Source organism: Sphingobium olei (genome assembly GCF_042678845.1).
Lineage (GTDB): Bacteria > Pseudomonadota > Alphaproteobacteria > Sphingomonadales > Sphingomonadaceae > Sphingobium > Sphingobium olei.
On the sequence record NZ_JBHTLS010000128.1, the window covers coordinates 96,301 to 114,758 of the forward strand.

14 protein-coding genes are annotated in these 18,458 nt (G+C 65.4%); 8 read left to right on the forward strand and 6 right to left on the reverse strand.

From position 1 onward, the window contains the following. Positions 1-3: 3 nt before the first annotated feature. From ACFQ24_RS13430 to ACFQ24_RS13445, 4 genes are read left to right on the forward strand one after another with little or no spacing between them, the layout of a single operon-like run. Positions 4-897, forward strand: a complete 894-nt coding sequence (locus ACFQ24_RS13430) for a DUF58 domain-containing protein (RefSeq protein ID WP_380911985.1) — start codon at positions 4-6, stop codon at positions 895-897. Further along, positions 894-2,039, forward strand: a complete 1,146-nt coding sequence (locus ACFQ24_RS13435) for a BatA domain-containing protein (protein WP_380911987.1) — start codon at positions 894-896, stop codon at positions 2,037-2,039. Before ACFQ24_RS13430 ends, ACFQ24_RS13435 begins: the two co-directional genes overlap by 4 nt. Continuing rightward, on the forward strand, positions 2,036-4,153 hold the full coding sequence (locus ACFQ24_RS13440) for a DUF4175 domain-containing protein (protein ID WP_380911988.1): 2,118 nt from the start codon (positions 2,036-2,038) through the stop codon (positions 4,151-4,153). Before ACFQ24_RS13435 ends, ACFQ24_RS13440 begins: the two co-directional genes overlap by 4 nt. Beyond that, on the forward strand, positions 4,150-5,940 hold the full coding sequence (locus tag ACFQ24_RS13445) for a carboxypeptidase regulatory-like domain-containing protein (protein WP_380911990.1): 1,791 nt from the start codon (positions 4,150-4,152) through the stop codon (positions 5,938-5,940). The genes ACFQ24_RS13440 and ACFQ24_RS13445 overlap by 4 nt, the downstream gene beginning before the upstream one ends. On the opposite strand, the gene ACFQ24_RS13450 is transcribed toward ACFQ24_RS13445, so the two are convergent. Beyond that, entirely contained in the window at positions 5,925-6,374 is a 450-nt protein-coding gene (locus tag ACFQ24_RS13450; protein WP_380911992.1) for a hypothetical protein, read from the reverse strand. The genes ACFQ24_RS13445 and ACFQ24_RS13450 overlap by 16 nt on opposite strands. 130 nt (positions 6,375-6,504) lie before the next feature. On the opposite strand from ACFQ24_RS13450, the gene ACFQ24_RS13455 reads away from it, so the two are divergent. After that, positions 6,505-7,176, forward strand: coding sequence for a spermidine synthase (locus ACFQ24_RS13455; protein ID WP_380911994.1), 672 nt, complete (start codon positions 6,505-6,507; stop codon positions 7,174-7,176). Between the two features lie 9 nt (positions 7,177-7,185). Here the strand turns inward: ACFQ24_RS13455 and ACFQ24_RS13460 are convergent, their stop codons facing one another. From ACFQ24_RS13460 to ACFQ24_RS13475, 4 genes are all read right to left on the reverse strand, one after another. Beyond that, entirely contained in the window at positions 7,186-10,413 is a 3,228-nt protein-coding gene (locus ACFQ24_RS13460; protein ID WP_380911996.1) for an error-prone DNA polymerase, read from the reverse strand. Then, positions 10,410-11,963 carry a Y-family DNA polymerase gene (locus tag ACFQ24_RS13465; RefSeq protein ID WP_380911998.1) on the reverse strand — a complete coding sequence of 518 codons (1,554 nt, stop codon included), beginning with the start codon at positions 11,961-11,963 and terminating at the stop codon, positions 10,410-10,412. The genes ACFQ24_RS13460 and ACFQ24_RS13465 overlap by 4 nt, the downstream gene beginning before the upstream one ends. Beyond that, positions 11,857-12,591, reverse strand: a complete 735-nt coding sequence (locus tag ACFQ24_RS13470; protein WP_380912000.1) for an ImuA family protein — start codon at positions 12,589-12,591, stop codon at positions 11,857-11,859. The genes ACFQ24_RS13465 and ACFQ24_RS13470 overlap by 107 nt, the downstream gene beginning before the upstream one ends. Before the next feature lie 81 nt (positions 12,592-12,672). Further along, the gene (locus ACFQ24_RS13475) at positions 12,673-14,028 is read right to left on the reverse strand and encodes an alginate export family protein (RefSeq protein WP_380912003.1); all 1,356 of its coding nucleotides are present in this window, start codon (positions 14,026-14,028) and stop codon (positions 12,673-12,675) included. Between the two features lie 58 nt (positions 14,029-14,086). On the opposite strand from ACFQ24_RS13475, the gene ACFQ24_RS13480 reads away from it, so the two are divergent. Continuing rightward, positions 14,087-15,034 carry a chromate resistance protein ChrB domain-containing protein gene (locus tag ACFQ24_RS13480; protein ID WP_380912005.1) on the forward strand — a complete coding sequence of 316 codons (948 nt, stop codon included), beginning with the start codon at positions 14,087-14,089 and terminating at the stop codon, positions 15,032-15,034. Continuing rightward, on the forward strand, positions 15,031-16,410 hold the full coding sequence (gene chrA, locus ACFQ24_RS13485; protein ID WP_380912007.1) for a chromate efflux transporter: 1,380 nt from the start codon (positions 15,031-15,033) through the stop codon (positions 16,408-16,410). Before ACFQ24_RS13480 ends, chrA begins: the two co-directional genes overlap by 4 nt. 59 nt (positions 16,411-16,469) lie before the next feature. Here chrA and ACFQ24_RS13490 read toward each other — a convergent pair whose 3' ends face one another. Continuing rightward, positions 16,470-17,204: a polysaccharide deacetylase family protein gene (locus tag ACFQ24_RS13490; protein WP_380912009.1), complete on the reverse strand. Its 735-nt coding sequence runs from the start codon at positions 17,202-17,204 to the stop codon at positions 16,470-16,472. 324 nt (positions 17,205-17,528) lie between these two features. Between ACFQ24_RS13490 and ACFQ24_RS13495 the strand changes: the two genes are divergently transcribed. Then, on the forward strand, positions 17,529-18,458 hold the full coding sequence (locus ACFQ24_RS13495; protein ID WP_380912042.1) for an alpha/beta hydrolase: 930 nt from the start codon (positions 17,529-17,531) through the stop codon (positions 18,456-18,458).

Sequence of the window (18,458 nt, forward strand, 5' to 3'; positions counted from 1 at the left end):
GCGATGGTCGACCTGCTCCCTCCTGACGTACGCAGTCGCCTTCGCGGGCTGAGCCTCGTCACGCGGCGGGCGGTGGGGTCGCATGGCCTGGGCCTGCATCGAAGCCATAGCCGGGGCGCCGGCCTGGAGTTCGCCCAGTATCGCGCCTATGAACCCGGCGACGAACTGCGCCAGATCGACTGGAAGCTCTACGCCCGGTCGGACAAATTCTTCGTCCGTGAGGCGGAACGCGAAAGTCCTGTCGCCGTGTGGGTGCTGATCGACCTCAGCGCGTCCATGGGCCAGTCGGACGCGGCGCGGCCCGATTATAGCAGGCTCGACGCTGCCCGGTCGATCGCGACTGCGCTAGCAGAACTGGCGACGCGGCAAGGCGACCGGTTCGGCTTCATGGGGTTGGGATCGGATGGCCTTGCCCTCCTTCCCCCGGCCGCGGGTTCGCGGCAGCGTGATCGGCTGCTGCTCGAACTCCTGTCGCTGCGCGTCGCGCAAGGGTTCGCGGCGGAGGACCATCTCGGGCCGGTGTGGGAGCGCGTCGGGGCGCAGGACCTGGTCATTGTGCTGAGCGACTGTTTCGACGGGGGCGTGATCGCCCTGGCCGAAAAACTCTCGGCCGCAGGGCGCGAAACTCTGGTCGTGGAGATGCTCACCGTCGCCGAACGCGACTTCCCGTTCGATGGCGGCTATCGCTTCCGTGATCCCGAAACAGGCGAGCAGCTGCTGGCAGACGGCGGTTCGCTGCGCGACGAATTCCTGGCGCGGTTCGGGGAAGCGCGGGCGGCGCTGCATCGCAGGCTGGACGCATTGGGCATCCGTCACGCCGCCCATATGCTCGACGAACCGGTCGACCTTCCCCTGCGTCGCCTGTTCGGCAGGCCGCACGATGCAGACGCGGCATGAGCTTCGGCCTGCTTTTCCCTGCCGCGCTGGCGGCGTTGGCGGCGCTTATCCTGCCGCTCATCATCCACATCGCGCGCAAAAGCGAGCAGCGGCCGACCGACTTCGCTGCGCTCCGCTGGCTCCGGCAGAAGCCGAAACCCCGTTCCCGCCTTCGCTTCGACGAATGGCTGTTGTTGCTGCTCCGCCTGCTGCTCTTCACGCTGGCTGCATTGTGGCTGGCGCAACCCGTACTGTTAGGCAGCGGCAACAGCAAACGCTATGTGGCGGTGATTGCCGGTGCGCAGGTCGACGCCACCAGCCTGGAAGGCCAGCGTGCCCACTGGCTCGCGCCCGGCTTTCCGGGGTTCGATGAGACGCAGCCTGCCGGGCCGCTGCCGGTCGCCAGCCTGATCCGGGAACTGGATGCAAGCCTGCCCGCCGGCACGCCGCTGACGATCATTGCGCCGTCGATATTGGAAGGCGCGGATGCAGCTCGCGTCCGCCTCTCGCGGCCAGTGACATGGCGCATTACACCGGGGCGAATGCCCGTACCAACTACGGCTCTTCCTGCCCTGCCCCGCCTCACCATCCGCTATGACGCCGCGCATCGGCCCGCCTTGCGTTATCTCAGCGCGGCTGCATCGGCATGGCAACCGACTGGAAAAGCGGCGGACATCGATGTCGCGTCTGCTGGGACGGCGCTACCGAAGCGGGATCGCGCCTTGTTCTGGCTCGTCGGCGGCACGGTGCCGGCCGATGTCATGCAATGGGCGCGGTCGGGCGGCACGCTGGTTGTGCCGAACGACGCGTTCTTGCCGGGTGATCGACAGAAGGTGGTGACGTGGCGCGATCCGCTGGGAGAAGGCCTCGCAGAAGCATCGCGGATCGGTAAAGGCCGCCTGCTGCGTTTTTTCCGTCCACTCGAACCGGCTCATATGCCGATATTGCTGGAACCGGATTTTCCGGACAGGCTACGCGACATGCTCGCCCAAACGCCTACGCCGCGCACGGTGCGGGCAGCGGACTATGTGCCGCTCGCAGGAGCGCGGCCCTACGACCAGCCTGCCAGGCCGCTGCGTTCGTGGGTCGCCATCCTGATCGCGCTCGTTCTGTGCATCGAGCGATGGCTGGCGACAAGCCGCCGCCGGAGCGTAGCGCCGTGAACGCCGACCCACTCTATGCCCGCTGGGTCGGCCCTGCCCGGCGTCAGCGCGCCATGGAAACCGCAGCCTTCGCCGCGCCCATGCTGCTGGCGATCATCGTAGTCGCATGGCGCGTCGTCGGGCCGGTCCTGGCAGGTGGCATCGCGATCATCGGTATCGGGGTGGCCCTTGCGATAGCGCGTCGACGCGCGGCGACGTTCGATCTGGCATGGCTGGTGCGCATCCTTGACCGCACGCGCCCGGAACTGGAGGACAGCAGCGCGCTGCTTTTTACCGATACTGCGCCCTCCTCGCTGCTCCAGGCCCTTCAGCGCCGCCGCATTGCGGCACGGCTCGATCAGGGCAGCCCCGGCGATCTGCGTCCGCCATGGCCGGTCAAGATGCTCGCAGCGGTGACGGTTGTCGCCATGCTATGCATCATTGCGGCTTTGGTCTGGCCGCGGTCCCCTGCCTCAGCGCCGTCGCTGTCGCCTAGTCAGGAGGGGACGCCCGTCGTCCCCGGCATCCCCCGGCTGGTGGCCCAGAATATGCGGATCATCCCCCCGGCCTATACCAGCCTTCCGGTCCGCGACTCCGCTTCGCTCGACACGCGCGCGCCGCACGGCTCGCGCATCGAGTGGACTCTTCGTTTCGATCCTGCGGCCCCGGCCCCTCGCCTCCTCCTGCTGGGCGGTGCGTCCGTAGCGCTTCGCCGCAGCGGTGCCGACTGGGTCGCCAGCCGGATGCTGGACACAGCTTTCCTCTATCGCGTCGATCCGGGAGGCCGGCAGCGCAGAACGCCCCCGCTCCACCGCATCGACGCCATCGCTGACGCGCCGCCGCAGATCAAGGTAGTCAGTCCCACGCAATCGCTGACCTTCGTGCAAGCGGGACAACGTGGTTGGAGCCCGGTCTTCACAGCAACCGACGATTATGGCGTCGCCCCGGTTGCGCGGCTGCGGATCACGCTGGCGATGGGTGAAGGCGAAAATGTGCGTTTCACCGAACGGGAAATCCCGATCAACGGCATTGGTTCGGCAAAGGAACGCCGCTTCGCGCCCTCGCTCACTTTCGACCGGTTCGGTTTTGCCGCCGGGGGAGACATGGTGGTGCAGCTCATCGTGCGCGACAACCGCGCGCCCGCGCCGCAGGAAGTGCGCGGCCCCAGCCTGGTCTTGCGCTGGCCTTCCGCGAAACAGCCGGAAAGCAGCGGCTTGACCGGCATGGTCAACACCACCCTGCCGGCTTATTTCCGCAGCCAGCGCCAGATCATCATCGACGCGGAAGCGCTGGTGAAGCAGCGGCGCGCGCTATCGGGGGACCGTTACCTCGCCCGTTCCACAGCGATCGGCGGCGATCAGCAGATTCTGCGCGGGCGTTACAGCCAGTTCCTAGGCGGCGAAGAGGAAGGCGAGCCGCAATTGCCCACCAGCGATGGCCATGCGGACGGCGATGGGCATGATCATGGCGGGCCGCCCGCCACACCGTCCTCCGGCTTTGGCGCGCCGGAAGATGTACTCGCCGATTTCGGCCATCCCCACGACGATTCGCCCGCGTCCAGCCTGGCCCCGGAAACGCGGGCGATCTTGAAGCAGGCGGTGGACGAGATGTGGCAGTCCGAACGCGAATTGAAGCTCGGCCATCCCGATCTTGCGCTGCCCTATGCCTACAAGGCGCTCCGCTTCATCAAGGAGGTACAGCAGGCGACCCGCGTCTTCCTGTCGCGCGTCGGGCCGGAACTGCCGCCCATCGACCCCGCCCGGCGGATGACGGGCAAGCGGGAGGGGATCGCCGGCAGGGCGATGCCGCTGGTTCCGGTCGAGCGCAACGACGGCCCCGCCGCCGCCGCATGGCGCGCGCTGGGCGAGGGTCTGGACGTAATCCCTGGCGCGATCGATCTGGGTCCGCTGGACGGATGGGTGCGCGCCAACGCCGGCAGGGTGCCGGACGCGCTGGCGCTCAGCGCGGCGATCGACGCCGTTCGTCAGGAGCCGGGTTGCGCAGGCTGCCGCGCAAAGCTGCGCAGGCAGCTATGGTCGGCCATGGAACGGCCGCTGGGGCAGTCGGCCCGACGCACGCCGCCGGATGAGTCCGGCCGGCGATATCTGCGCGCGATTCAGGATGGCGAGCCATGACCATGCAGCATCTTGTTGCCTTGACCCTCGCAATCGTTGCTTGTGTCGCCTGCATTCGGCTGCTGCTGTGGCATCGCCGCGCGACGCAAACCGGGCGGGCTTCTCCGCTCCGGCTTGCTGTGCTGCTGGTCCTTCAGCCGCTGACATGCGCCCTGCTCTACTGCGCGCTCTTCCCGCCAGCCGGGAGCGATGGCGCGCGCCTGCTGCGGATTGCGACGGCCGGTACATCGTCCATCGCCGCAGGAAGCAACGAGCCATTCTTCACCTTGCCCGAGGCCTCGACCAACGGCGGAACACGGGTTCCCGATCTCGGCACCGCGCTGCGCCGGATGCCGGGTGTTCAGGCGATTGAAATACTGGGCCAAGGTCTTACGCCGCGTGACATGGACGCCCTGCCGGATGTCCCATTGCGCTTCAGGCCAGGGCCGCTGCCATCGGGTATCACCGCCCTCTCACCACCAGGGGCGGTCGCTCCCGGCGCGCGTTTCCGAGTGGGGGCCACGGTTTCCGCAGCGAGAGGAAGCAGCGTCGAATTGATCGATCCCGCGGGACGCCTCACAGATCAGGCCGAAGCGGACGCCGCAGGCCATGTCCTGCTTGCGGGTACGGCGCGCGTGGCAGGCCCGGCGATCTTCACACTGCGCCTGCGCGAGGAAGGCAGCATCATTGATCAAACGTCCGTCCCGGTCTGGGTGGAACTCGTCAAGCCACCCAAGCTCCTGATCCTGGCTGGTGCGCCGGGGGCGGAGGTCAAGTTTCTGCGCCGCTGGGCGACCGACGCCGGCTATGACGTCACCACGCAGATCAGCGCCGGCGGCGGCATCTTGCTGGGCGATGCGCCGGTCCGCCTGGATGCGGCAAGCCTCGGCCGGTTCGACGCAGCTATCGTGGACAACCGGGTCTGGCCGGCAGCGCGCGGCGCGCTGATGGCTGCCGTGCGAAGCGGCATGGGGTTAATACTGCATGCCGCCGGGCCAGTAGAGGCGAACAGTATGGGGCAGTGGCGGGCGTTGGGGTTCGACCTGAAAGGATCGAACCGGCTGGTGCCGCTGGCATTGCCGCCGGTTCCGGTGGAAGCGGTCGCCCGCACCCGACACGGCATTGCCGACAATGATGGGCCGACCGACATCGCCTCGCCCGACGACGCGGTTCCCGACATCAGCCGCCTTGATAGAAGGCCCGGCGGAACCGGCACCGTTCCGTTGCTGGACGATAATGGCGGGGCCGGACTGGCGGCGTGGCGACAGGCGGGGATGGGACGCATCGCGCTGTTCACCGCGATCGATAGCTATGGCCTGATCCTGACTGGCCGGCGCGATCTGCATAATGACTGGTGGAGCGCACTGTTGAACGCGGTTTTGCGGCCGGCTTCCCAGACATTGTTCGATCCCGGCACCTCCTGGCAGGACGAGCGGCTGACGCTATGCCATCTGCCGGGTCCGGCGAGCGCGATTGCGCCGGGGGGCGGGAGGGCGATTGTGTTGCCCGTTCACGGGTGCGGCGCATATTGGCCGCGCGTGCCAGGCTTTCACCGGGTCGAGGCTAAGGGACAAGCGCGGATGATCTATATCCATTCCCGCAATGAACTGGCCATCGCGCGACAGATGCGGGATCGCACGGCCACGTTGCTGCGCGCATCGGACGAATCGCCAAGCGACAGTGCGCCCGCCGGGCACCGCACGTCCCCTTGGCTGTGGTGGATCGGCTGGATGGCGGCGAGCGCGCTTCTGTGGTGGCTGGAGCGCAATCGCCTAGGGCGGAAGGGCGTTCCTCAGTCCGCCATGTAGAAGTCGCGCAGCGCACGCGCGTCATGCAGGGCGTTGTGGGGCACGCGGCTGTTGGCCGCGGCGCTGAAGCCGGCGGCGTTGATAAGTTCCAGACGCAGGCCGAAATCCACGCCCGCCATCTTGCCCGGCCCCGTCACCAGCAAGGCGCAGAAATGAGCGAGATCCTCCGGCCAGTCGGCGATGATGACCGGATCGCTGTCGCCTTCCAGATAGGCGGCGACATGATCGGCGGCCTCCACACGATTGAGTTCAAGGTCGATACCCGGCGGCACATGGCGCAGATAGGGTATGACATGCTTCGCGACCCATGGCTCGATCTCGTCCGGCAGCGGCAGGGAAACGTAGAATTCCTGGTCGCCATGTTCCGGAACCAGCGCCACGCTGATCAGCGTGCCACCGAAACCATTGAATTCCGTATCGAGAAAATACCGCATGAAGAAATTGCTGTCTGCTCTTGAGATAGGAGGATTATATCGCCCCGAGCCTGTAGCATTTGCGCGGAGGAAGCCAAGCTGCCATGCGCCTGACCGTGGATGGCAGGCCGGCGAATGGAAGGACAGGGTGATGATCCCGCGGGAATATCTGGGTTCGGCACAGGTGCCGGGCGGTCAGGAACTCAAGCTCTACCGTCGCGGCAAGGATCATATGATCGTCCTTGACCGTAATGAACTGATGAGCAGCCGCATGAGCGGTTCGGAAAAGCAGCTGGCGCTCATGACGATCGACCGGTTGAAGGGGCGCAAGTCGCCACATCTGCTGATCGGCGGCTATGGCATGGGCTTCACCCTGCGCGCGGCGCTCGGCGCGCTGGATGGGACGGCGCGCGTGACAGTGGCCGAGCTTGTGCCGGAAATCATCGAATGGGCGCGTGGTCCGATGGCGGAGTTGATGGCAGGGTGCCTCGACGATCCCCGCGTCACGCTTTTGATCGAGGATGTCGTGCCGGTGATCGCCACTGCGCGGGCCGCCTATGACGCGATCCTGCTGGATGTGGACAATGGCCCCGACGGGCTGACCGCGGCGGCGAACGACCGGCTCTATTCGGCTGCGGGACTGGAGGCGGCGAAGGCAGCGCTAAAACCCGGCGGCATTGTCGCCATATGGTCGGCGGGATCGGACGACGCCTTCACCCGCCGCCTGCGCAATGCCGGCTTCGCGGTCGACGAGGTGGCGGTCAAGGCGCGCGACAACGGCAAGGGGCCGCGCCATGTGATCTGGTTTGCGCAGAAGCGGTGAGCCGCACTGTCAGTGAAAATCCCGTGACCTGGGCAATATCCTTACATCGCGCGGATGCCGCCGGGGCGATGGAGCGGCGCGCGGATGGCCCGGATGGGTCACTTCGTCGCTGCGGCTCATCGGCTGTTGCTGCAGCCAGTCGAGCGCGCCGCTGGCGTCCGTGACGCGATCGACCATCAGATGCACTACATCCTCTTTGCTGCGCTGAACCGTCCCGTCGATCAGCATCAGGCGTGACGCCATCACCGCCCGCCGCTGCTTCTCCATCTCCCGCGCCCATAGCAGAGCGTTGACGATGCCGCTTTCATCCTCGATCGTGATGAAGACCGCATTGCCCTTGCCCGGCCGCTGGCGTATCAGCACGACGCCCGCAACCCGCACCTTTGCGCCGTCCTTCGCCGCATTGACCGCCGCGCAATCGATCACGCCATGACGCGCGAAACGGCGGCGCAGAAACTGCATGGGATGGCCCTTCAGCGACAGGCGATGGGTCTGGTAGTCGATCGCGACTTCCTCCGACAAGGGCATGGGCGGCAGGGCGGCGTCCGCTTCCTTCCCCAGTTCGGGAAGATCTTGTGCGGCGAAGAGCGGCAATTGCATCGGCGGCACGCGCCGCGCCTCCCACCCCGCTTCGCGGCGGTTCTGCCCTATGGAGCGCAGCGCATCGGCGTCCGCCAGCAAGTGAAGCGCCCGCGCCGGCATGCCGGCCCGCCGCGCCAGATCCTCCATGTCGCGCACGGGGCTCGCTTCCCGCGCCGCGACCAGCGCCTTGGCCCATTCCTCGCGGAAGCCGTCGATCCGGTCGAAACCAAGACGCAAGATCCGCTCGCCTTCCAGCGTGCTGTACCAATGGCTCGCCTGCACATCGATCGGTCGCACCTCCACGCCATGGTCCTGCGCATCGCGCACCAGTTGCGCCGGGGCGTAGAAGCCCATTGGTTGGCTGTTGAGCAACGCGCAAGTGAAGACGGCGGGATAGTGGCATTTCAACCAAGAGGAGACATAGGCGAGCCAACCGAACGCCTGCGCATGGCTTTCGGGAAAGCCATATTCGCCAAAGCCCTTGATTTGTTCGAAACAGCGTTCCGCGAAATCCAGCGGATAGCCCCGGCCCGTCATGCCGCTGATGAATTTTTCCTGCCATTTGTGCATGTCGCCACGATTGCGAAAGGTCGCCATGGACCTCCGCAGACCGTCGGCTTCCTCCGGCATGAACTTGGCGGCGACGATCGCAAGCCGCATCGCCTGTTCCTGGAACAGGGGGACGCCCTTCGTCTTTTCCAACACCTCCTTCAATTCAAAGGGATGATCCGGCGGTCCGGGATAATTGGGGGATTCTTCCCCGGCCCTGCGCCGCAGATAGGGATGCACCATGCCGCCCTGGATCGGCCCTGGCCGCACGATCGCGACCTGGATGACGAGGTCATACAGCTCCTTGGGCTTCATGCGCGGCAGCATGGCGATCTGGGCGCGGCTTTCGACCTGGAAGGTGCCGATGCTGTCGCCCTTCTGGAGCATGGCGTAGGTTGTCTGATCCTCCCTGGGCACATCCTCCAGCGTCAGATCGCCCAGGTCATGCTCTCGCATCAGGTCGAAACTCTTGCGGATCGCCGTCAGCATGCCGAGCGCCAGCACGTCCACCTTCATCAGCTTCAATGTTTCAAGATCGTCCTTGTCCCATTCGATGAAGGTGCGATCAGGCATCGCGCCATTGTGGATCGGCACCAGTTCATCGAGCCGCCCCTGGCTGAGCACGAAGCCGCCCACATGCTGGGACAAATGGCGGGGAAATTCGTAGAGCCGGTCCGCCATGTCGCGCAGCCGGGCGAGTTCGGGATTGGCGGGATCGAACCCGGCCTCGGCCATGCGGCTTTCGGGCAGACCTTCGCCGCCCCAGCCCCAGACGGTGCCGGACAGGCGCGCCGTCACATCCTCCGTCAGGCCCAGCGCCTTGCCCGCTTCGCGCACCGCGCTGCGCTGGCGATAGCGGATGACGGTCGCGGCGATGCCCGCCCGGTCGCGGGTGTAACGGCGATAGATATATTGCATCACCTCCTCCCGCCGCTCATGTTCGAAATCGACATCAATGTCGGGTGGTTCGCTGCGCTGTTCGGTCAGGAAGCGGGAGAAGAGCAGCTTTTCACGCACTGGGTCGATCGGCGTCACCCCCAGCAGATAGCAGACCAGTGAATTGGCGGCGGACCCCCGCCCCTGACACAGGATCGGCGGATCGAGGCTGCGAGCATAGGCGACGATGTCGTGGACGGTCAGGAAATAATAGGCGTAATTCTTTATACGGATCAGCCTGAATTCCTCGTCCAGGGTCTTGCGATACTCTGGGGGCAACCCGTCCGGAAAGCGGGCCTTCGCCTTTTCCTGCACCAGATGTTCCAGCCAGTCCTGCGGCTCCCATCCCTCCGGCACGGGCTCGTGTGGATATTCATATTCCAGCTGATCCAGCGTGAAGCCGATGCAGCCGAGCAGGTTCTGAGTGGCGGAAACCGCTTCCGGGCAGGCGGCAAACAGCCGCGTCATTTCCTCCGGGCTTTTGAGGTGCCGCTCGGCATTGGCGGCCAAGCCGCGTCCGGCCGTCTGCACCGTCATCCCCTCGCGGATGCAGGTGAGCACATCCTGCATCGGCCTGTCATCGGCCTCAGCATAGAGTGCGTCGTTGGTGGCGATCAACGGCACCGCGCATCGTGCCGCCAGCGCCTTGCGCTTGGCCAACAGGCGCGCGTCGCGCCCCTCCCGGTGCATCGTCGCGGCGAGCCAGAGATGGGGCGTCGTATCCTTCAAGCGCGTCAGCAGCCCGGCATCGCCGCCCATCGCGATCAGCGCCATGTCCTGCGCATGGTCGATCAGATCGGGCAGGGTCAGTTCGCATTCGCCCTTGACCGTGCGTCGATTGCCCAGCGTCAGGAGGCGCGTGAGCCGCCCCCAGCCGAACCGCGTTCGCGGATAGGCGACGATGTCGGGCGTTCCCTCGGCGAAGACCAGCCGCGCGCCTACGATCAGGCGCATCGTGACGCCAAGCGGGCGTAAATCCTTGAGCGCCTGATGCGCGCGCACCACGCCTGCCACGCTGTTCCGGTCGGCAATGCCAAGCCCGGTCATCTCCAGATGCGCCGCCTGCTGCACCATGATCTTGGGATGGGACGCGCCGCGAAGGAAGCTGAAATTGGTCGCCGCGACGACTTCGGCGAAGGGCGGCGGCGCGGTCCCCTTCTTTTCGCTCATGGGAAAAGCCCGTGCAGATACCAGGCGATCTCGCCCTGCTCGCCGAACAGGCCGTGGCGGAACATCCAGTAGCGGCGTCCTTCCTTGTCCTCGATCCGGTAATAATCGCGCGTCCGACCAGCGCCGCCGGGCTGGTGCCCCTGCCGCCGACGCCACCATTCCGCGCCGATCCGTTCCGGACCTTCCGCCAGAGTCACTTCATGCAGTCTGTCGCGCCAGCGAAAGCGGAGTGGCGGACCGTCCGGCACGCCGGCGATCACTGCGACCGGTTGCGGCGGATCGAACATCAACAACGGGCGTGGCGGCCTGTCCTGCGCCGGCCAGGCCGTGGCGCGCGCCTGTGTCGCGGGAACCTGCCGCTGCGAAAGCTCCGGAAGATGGCGGTCACAGGGCTGAAGGCGCGTCACATTGCCGCTGCCCAGACGAATGGAGAGCCTGTCCACCAGGGTCATGACGTCCTGATCCCCGGTCGCGGCCCCTTCTTCTTCCATCGCCTGCTGCCGTTCGGCCAGCGGTTCGACATGGGGAACCGCCAACAGGACCGAGTCAAAGCCGAAACCGGGATCCAGGGGGTCCGCCATCCTGTCGATCCGCTCCCGCAAAAGGCGCAGGACAGCGGCAGGATCGCGCACCGGCTGCCCTGTTTCGATGGCAAGCCCCTGACGCGCGCCGTCGCTCCGCCACAGGCGGATGGCGAAGCGTCGGCCGCCCAGCTTGCGCGCTTCCATCTGCCGGGCGACCTGTTCCAGCAGTTCTTCGATCACGTCCATGACATCGTCGGTGCGGGCGATGGGTTCGGGGAAGCGCGCTTCGGCGCGGATCGGCGCAACGGGACGGGACGGCGCGACAGGGCTGGCGGCCTCTCCCATGATCTGGCGCAGCCGGGTGACGGCCTGCTCGCCAAAGCGCGCGGCGATCATTCCCATCGACCGGGAGGCGAGATCGCCGATCGTGCGCAGCCCCGCCCGCCGCAGCGCCGCCAGCGCGGAATCCTCCAGTTCGAGCGCGGCGACCGGCAATGCCGCCACCCTCTCCTCCCGCCGGTCCTCCGCCGTGCAGGCATGACGCACCAGCGCCCGCGCAGCCATGGCGTTGGGACCAAAGGCATGGCGACTGGCATGGCCGGCGCTCCGCCGCGCCTGCACGGCGAGGGCCTCCTCTCCACCGAACAGATGCGCGCAGCCGCTGATGTCCAGGATCAGGCCGCCGGGCGGGTCGAGCGCCACCATGGGGGTGAATTGCCGCATCCGTTCCAGAACTTGGCCAAGGTGCAGGGCATCGGCGGCAGGATTGGCCTGCTGCGTGACCAGTTCAGGGCAGCGCGCCCGCGCATCGGCCAGAGTCATGCCCGCGACCAACCCCTGCCTTGCCGCGCGTCGATCCACCGCCGTCAGGCGCAAGGCATTGCCGATTCGGTCCACCAGCGCAAAGGGCGCGGCATCCTCAGCCGGATCGGCGCGCGCCGCCGACTGCGCCCGCTCGCAAGGAAGAAAGGGGAACCACAGCGCCAGACACCGCCTCTCGCTCGTCTGCATCCCGATATGTTCCATGCTCGTCATCCCATATCAGCCGCCAGCGTCTTCCTGCCCTTCCCCCGCGATTTCGCAGCAATTCGACATGGATCGCCGATCCTCCGGGCGCGCCCGCCTCCAGCGGAACCGATGGCGCGCTGGAAATGGACCAGCGCGTCTGCGCGGCGCTCGATCGTGGCTCGGCACCCACCCGCAGCAGCATCACGCAGTTTTGGGATGCTTCCGCCGCCAGGACGAGACGGCGGCTGGCGGTCAGATCATAATCGGCAAAGCGACCTTCCGCTTCCATCAGCACGGCCGCGACGCCGCTGCATCGCACGGCATCGTGGCAGGCGCGGAGCATGTCGACCTCACTGGCCGCTTCGACGATGGTCAATTGATGCGGGGGAAAACCAAGTGCGGCGAGGCCATCACCGAAAAGGACCAGCGGCAGACTGGCTTTGCGCGGCACATGCAGGGCGAAGACCATGCCATCCCTGTCCCACTGCCCCATGGCCAAGGCGAAGGACAGCGCAGCCGCCCTGTCTTCCCCCGAACAATGGAGTTCGTGCAGCCTGCCCTTTTCCAGCAGCGGGATCGCTGACGGATCATTGGACGCAACGCCGCTTTTCGGACGGTCGCCCCTGATGGGAATAGGCTCAGACATGACGATTCGCTCACTATGTTCTTGTTATGTTCTTTATGTGAGCGATCGTCCACCCTCAAAAAGAGGAGGGCGAAACGGATGCTAGATGCTGATAGTGAGATTGAAACTGTTGTAGAGGGTGGCGTGCTTTGCAGGCGCATTGGGCGCGTCACGCAGGAACCTGCCCTTGTCCAACACCAGTCCGTCATATTCGAAGCGAAGGCGCGCCGGGATGATCCAGTAGCGCAGCCGCGCCTCTACCTGCCGCCCGGCGAAGCGCCCGGAGGCGCCGCTCGCGTCCCGCACGCCCGTCGACGAGAAACTGTCCTCCCGTGCCGCCAGCCACATCAGCCGTCCCGCGATGAACATATCGAGCCGTTTGCCCGGACTTACCTCCATGCGGACGCCCGGCGTCAGGATGTTGGTGCGGGCGAGTGCATTATAGAGGCCAGCCGGTGCTAGATCCGCCCGCCGCATGCCGAACAATGTGTCGAACCGGCCATAATGCCCTCCCGGCCGGTCGCCGCTGGCCCAATCGAACTCCGCCGAAAGATGCGGCTTCCAGCGGCCTGCGAAACTGTAGCCAAGGTCGGCATGCACGAAGCCTGCACTCACCGACAACTGCGGCGCGGCCGAGGCAAGGGACGCGCTGACATGACCGGTCTGGTAAAAGGCTTCCACTTCATAATCGAGCTTGCCAATGGCCGGCTGCGTGATCAGCCGTCCGCCAAATGTATCGAGCGACCGGTCCCGCGTGGGACGCCCCGGCGCGTCCCGTTCGCCCAGGTGGAAATAGCTGAGTTCCGCCATCGCGGGTCCGACCGCCCGCTCCTTCGACACGATCCCGCCCCATAGCACGAGGTCGAAACTTTCGCGGTCGAGCCGCACCACATGATCGCGCACGGACTCAAGATCGTCGGGTAGCCGCATTTGCGGCAGCGTGTAGATGACGGTCGCCTTGAGACCGGCCTTGCCCTCAATATCCGCCTTCAATCCGGTATAGCCGTTGGTCGTGTTGCGATAATCGTCGGCGGCGACAAGGCGGCGCGAGCCCAGGTTCAGCATCATGCGACCAGCGGTCAATGACAGCTTTGTCCCCCTGCCGAAAGCGGCCGGAATGTCGACGCCGATATAGGCCTGCACTGGCTCGATCGCGTTGACTTCGTTGGTCGAAATGGGCGTGCCGGTGCGCGCGCCATAGGCGCGGCTGTCGAACAGTTCGGCCCCGACGCGAAAATCGCCGGACCGATACTCGCCCGCAATCTGGGTGCGGATGTTGAAGAGGTCGTCGCTGCGGTTGAAGCCGGCGCGCGCCTGTCCGTCGATCGTTTCGTAGCGCAAGCGCACGGTGCCGCTCAGCGTGAGGCCGTCATCGGCTCTGGCAGGGAGCGAGACGATGGTAAGACCAGCACACAAAGCCATCGTGCCATGGCGCACAACGAAACGCGAACATTTCATAGATACACATGTTCCATAACAATTTTGAACATGATACATATGAATCATGATTGGTGAAATGGAAAATCTCCGGTGGCTGGCCCTGCTCCATCAATTGCCGGCAAAGCCGCCCTATCTGCGCGTAAAGATCTGGCGCAGGTTGCAGGCGATCGGCGCCGTTCCCCTGAAGAATGCGGCGCATGTCCTGCCGGAGACGTCCGCGAACAAGGCGGCTTTTCAGGATTTGATGGCCGACATCGTGCAGGAAGGCGGCGAGGCGATCCTGATCGAGGCGCATTTGCTGGCCGGCCAGACCGACGCAGACATCCGCGCCTTGTTCGATGGCGCGCGGGACGCGGACTATAAGGACATTGCCGACGCTGCCCGCCGCCTGATCGACACGGGCCCCGCCAGCGGCAGCGACATCGCCCGGCTGCAAAGGAAACTGGCGGACGTAAAGCGCCTCGACTTTTTCGACGCAGACGGCAGGCTCGAAGCCGAAGCGGCACTGGCGGAACTCGACAGACGCAGATACGAACATCCCGACATCGGACGACCCGAACCGTCTTCTGATACGGAGACGCCAGACCTCAAGAACAAAATCTGGGTTACGCGCAGCGGCGTCCATGTGGATCGCATCGCCTGCGCCTGGCTGATCCGCCGATTCATCGATCCGCAGGCGCGGTTCCGCTTCGTCGACAGCCGCAGCCATGTGCCCGGCCCGAGCGAGCTACGCTTCGACATGGCCGATGCGGAATTCACCCATGAAGGCGACCGGTGCAGTTTCGAAACCTTGCTGCTCCGCGCGGGGCTGACGGATGATCCCGGCCTTCAGGCCATCGGAGAGATCATCCATGATCTCGACATGGGAGACGGCAAGTTCGGCCGTCCCGAAACACCGGGGCTGAGCGCGATGCTGTCAGGCGTCTGCGCATCGACCGACGACGATCTTCAGCGCATCGCCTTCGCCAGCGAGGCACTCAACCAGTTCCATGCCTATTTCAGCAAGCGCGGGGGCGAGACATGACCACCAAATCGGCAACGAATGGCGATCATCAGCAATTCAGTCATGGGATTTCGCTCGGTGAAGCGACCCGCACCTGGGCCAAGATCGCGGCGCTGAGCTTCGGCGGTCCGGCCGGGCAGATCGCCGTGATGCATCGGTTGCTGGTGGAGGAAAAACGCTGGATCGGTGAGGAACGTTTTCTCCATGCGCTGAACTATTGCATGCTGCTTCCGGGGCCAGAGGCGCAGCAGCTCGCCATCTATATCGGCTGGCTGCTGCATCGGACGAAGGGCGGCCTCATCGCCGGAACGTTGTTCGTACTGCCGGGCTTCCTCGCCATATTGGCGCTGAGCTATGTCTATGTGCTGCTGGGCCATGTGCCCCTGGTAGAGGGCCTGTTCTTCGGTTTGAAGGCAGCGGTGCTGGCTGTCGTCGTACAGGCGGTGGTGCGGGTGGGATCGCGCGCGCTCAAAAACGGGTCGATGCGCATGATCGCCGCGATCGCGTTCGTCGCCATCTTCTTTCTCGGCGCGCCTTTCCCCCTCATCATTCTGGCGGCCGGGATCGCAGGCTATGCCGGCGGCCGTCTGGGCTTGCGCGCGTTCCAGGGCGGGGCATCGCATGGACAGGCCGGCGGCACCATCGTCCATGACCGCGACACCGCATTGGGCGAGCAACTGCCTGCCCACGCGCGTCCCAAGCCGGGCTGGTCGATCCGCATGGCACTGACGCTGCTCATTCTGTGGCTCGCGCCGGTGCTGGCGCTGTACCTGATCCTAGGGCCCGATGACGTATTCACCCGCATCGCCGGCTTCTTCAGCCAGATGGCGGTGGTGACGTTCGGCGGTGCCTATGCCGTGCTGGCCTATGTCGCGCAGGAAGCGGTTGGCACCTTCGGCTGGCTACGGCCGGGCGAGATGCTCGATGGGCTCGGCATGGCGGAAACGACGCCCGGCCCGCTGATCATGGTGACGCAGTTCGTGGGCTTTCTGGCGGCGTTCCGCGATGCAGGCACCCTGAACCCGCTGGCGGCCGCCACCTTGGGCGCGATCTTGACAACATGGGTGACCTTCGTTCCCTGCTTCCTCTGGATCTTCGCCGGGGCACCCTTCATCGAAAGGATGCGCGGCAACAGGGCACTGTCCGCTGCCCTGACGGCAATCACCGCTGCGGTCGTGGGCGTGATCCTGAACCTGGCGCTCTGGTTCGCGATCCATACGTTGTTCCGGGAGGTCAAGCGGGTCGCCACGGTCGACCTGCCGGTATTGGCATCGGTAAACCCGCCCGCCCTGCTGTTGTCCGCCGCCGCCCTTGTCGCGGTGCTCCGGTTCAAGGCAGGCATCCTCACGGTGCTTGGCACCTGCGCCGCAGCAGGTGCGGCCTATATGCTGCTTTAACGCCAGCGCGCGGCGTCCACCGGATGGGCCGGGCCAAACCGCCCTGCTGTCTATGCTCTTCAGCGGGCGGCATAGTCCATCACGGTCATGAGCGGTGCGACCCAGATGGTCGCCGTGTTCTGCTTGAGATAGGCAAGCAGCTGCGCATGTGCCTCACCATTAACTTTCAGATAGTCGCCGCCGACGCCGTGAAAGCCGATGATCAGCAGGCCGCCGTCGCGCCTGGCTTTTTCGACCGCGGCGATCATGTCGACTCCGCTGGCCTTTTCGTCGAACCAGATGCAGGGCAGGTTCATCGGGTCCAGTGCCCCATCGCTCGCCCCATCGGCACTTCGGGTATAACGAACCAGACCGCTGGCTCGAAGTGCGGGCAGATAGTCCTCGCCCCCGGCCAGATGCTGCCCGCACGGCGTTGCGAGACCGTGCTGAAGCTTTCCGTCGATCGCCGTCAGCATGCTGTTCATTGTGCGGATTTCCGCGAGCATCATTTCCATGTCATAGGAATTGCTGGTGTCCAGCCTGCGCGCCGGCGGATAGCTGGATTTCGGACAGGCATGGCGAACCGTATGGTTGCCAAGCTCATGACCTTCTGCAGCCGCCGCGCGCCATCTTCCGATCTGTTCCGGACGAATCTGGCTGCCGATCAGGAAAAACGTGCCTTTGAGGCCAGCGGCATCCAGGGCGGGCAAGGCGATATCAAGTTGTGAGGCAAGCGAATCGTCATAGGTGAGGACGACAGCGGTCTTCCTGCCGCCGGGCCAAGGGCCGGCTTGTACCTGCGCCTCAGCCTGCATGGCGAAGAGGCACGCTCCCGCCAGAAGTGAACCTAGCGGCAAAAGGATGCTTCCTGTCGGCATTCGAACCTCCCTAAAACCCGTCCGGCAACAACCACGCACCTTGCTGCCTTAACTCAGACCATGCGTTGCGCCGCTGGTCCTGGCACGCTGGACGTGACTTTCTTCCAAGCCGCGTTGACCGTTGTGGCACCTTCTTATACTCATACAAAATAGGATGCCCAGAGGATTTATGACGGACAGAGTTGTCGTGGCTCATGGTCGAAAGAGGACGGCGTGAAGCTGCACCGGCGTACATTGATCGGCGTCGGCGCGGCCATCGGCATGGCACCGGCCTTCGCCCGTGCAGCCAAGCCGCGCATGGGCGAAACGATCGAACTCTGGCCCGGCCCGCCTCCCGGTCAAAACCCGGATGCGCCAACCAAGCGCCGGGTCGAAAACCAGTCTCGCAACCCCAACACGCCCGACCGCTGGATAAGCGGCATCGACCGGCCGAGCATCCAAGTCTGGCGCCCGTCCAAGCCCAATGGCGCGGGGGTGCTTTTGGTGCCGGGCGGTTCCTATGCCTTCCTGGCCTATGACAATGAAGGGGTCAGCCAGGCGGAATGGCTCAATGCGCTGGGCATTACCGCCTTCATCCTTTCCTACCGCCTCCCGGGCGAAGGGTGGCACAATCGCGGCGTGGTGCCGTTGCAGGACGCGCAGCGCGCCATGCGCATCATCCGGCACAATGCAACAAAGTTCGGCATCGATGCGCGCCGGGTCGCCGTGCTGGGCTTTTCCGCAGGCGGCCACCTTGCAGGGTCGCTCGCGACCCGGTTCGATGAGAGGATTTATGCCCACATCGATGGCGTTGACGACCTGTCGGCTCGCCCTGACCTGGCCGGGCTGATCTATCCCGTCATCAGCCTTGAGGCGGATTTCACCCATGCCGGATCGCGCGACAATCTGCTGGGCCAGGGGGCGTCGCCGCAAGCCTTGAACATGGCTTCCGTCAACCGGCGCGTGACGGCCGGTACGCCGCCCGTTTTCCTGCTCAGTACGGGGGATGACGGCGCGGTCCCGTCGGCCAACAGCATCGCCATGTATGATGCGATGCGGGCCGCCAGACGGCCCGTGGCGCTCCATATCTTCGAGAGCGGGGGACATGGCTTCGGCGTCCGGCTGCCCTCCAGTCAGCCAGCCTCTATCTGGCCGAAGCTCTTCACGGCCTTCGCCGCCAGCCACGGCTTGATCCCCGCATCGTTGCCGTAG

Coding starts and splice junctions, on each gene's coding strand:
- ACFQ24_RS13430 (WP_380911985.1), top strand. CDS start 4: ATGGTCGACCTGCTCCCTCCTGACGTACGCAGTCGCCTTCGCGGGCTG.
- ACFQ24_RS13435 (WP_380911987.1), top strand. CDS start 894: ATGAGCTTCGGCCTGCTTTTCCCTGCCGCGCTGGCGGCGTTGGCGGCG.
- ACFQ24_RS13445 (WP_380911990.1), top strand. CDS start 4,150: ATGACCATGCAGCATCTTGTTGCCTTGACCCTCGCAATCGTTGCTTGT.
- ACFQ24_RS13450 (WP_380911992.1), bottom strand. CDS start 6,374: ATGCGGTATTTTCTCGATACGGAATTCAATGGTTTCGGTGGCACGCTG.
- ACFQ24_RS13455 (WP_380911994.1), top strand. CDS start 6,505: ATGATCCCGCGGGAATATCTGGGTTCGGCACAGGTGCCGGGCGGTCAG.
- ACFQ24_RS13460 (WP_380911996.1), bottom strand. CDS start 10,413: ATGAGCGAAAAGAAGGGGACCGCGCCGCCGCCCTTCGCCGAAGTCGTC.
- ACFQ24_RS13465 (WP_380911998.1), bottom strand. CDS start 11,963: ATGGAACATATCGGGATGCAGACGAGCGAGAGGCGGTGTCTGGCGCTG.
- ACFQ24_RS13470 (WP_380912000.1), bottom strand. CDS start 12,591: ATGTCTGAGCCTATTCCCATCAGGGGCGACCGTCCGAAAAGCGGCGTT.
- ACFQ24_RS13475 (WP_380912003.1), bottom strand. CDS start 14,028: ATGAAATGTTCGCGTTTCGTTGTGCGCCATGGCACGATGGCTTTGTGT.
- ACFQ24_RS13480 (WP_380912005.1), top strand. CDS start 14,087: ATGGAAAATCTCCGGTGGCTGGCCCTGCTCCATCAATTGCCGGCAAAG.
- chrA (WP_380912007.1), top strand. CDS start 15,031: ATGACCACCAAATCGGCAACGAATGGCGATCATCAGCAATTCAGTCAT.
- ACFQ24_RS13490 (WP_380912009.1), bottom strand. CDS start 17,204: ATGCAGGCTGAGGCGCAGGTACAAGCCGGCCCTTGGCCCGGCGGCAGG.
- ACFQ24_RS13495 (WP_380912042.1), top strand. CDS start 17,529: ATGGCACCGGCCTTCGCCCGTGCAGCCAAGCCGCGCATGGGCGAAACG.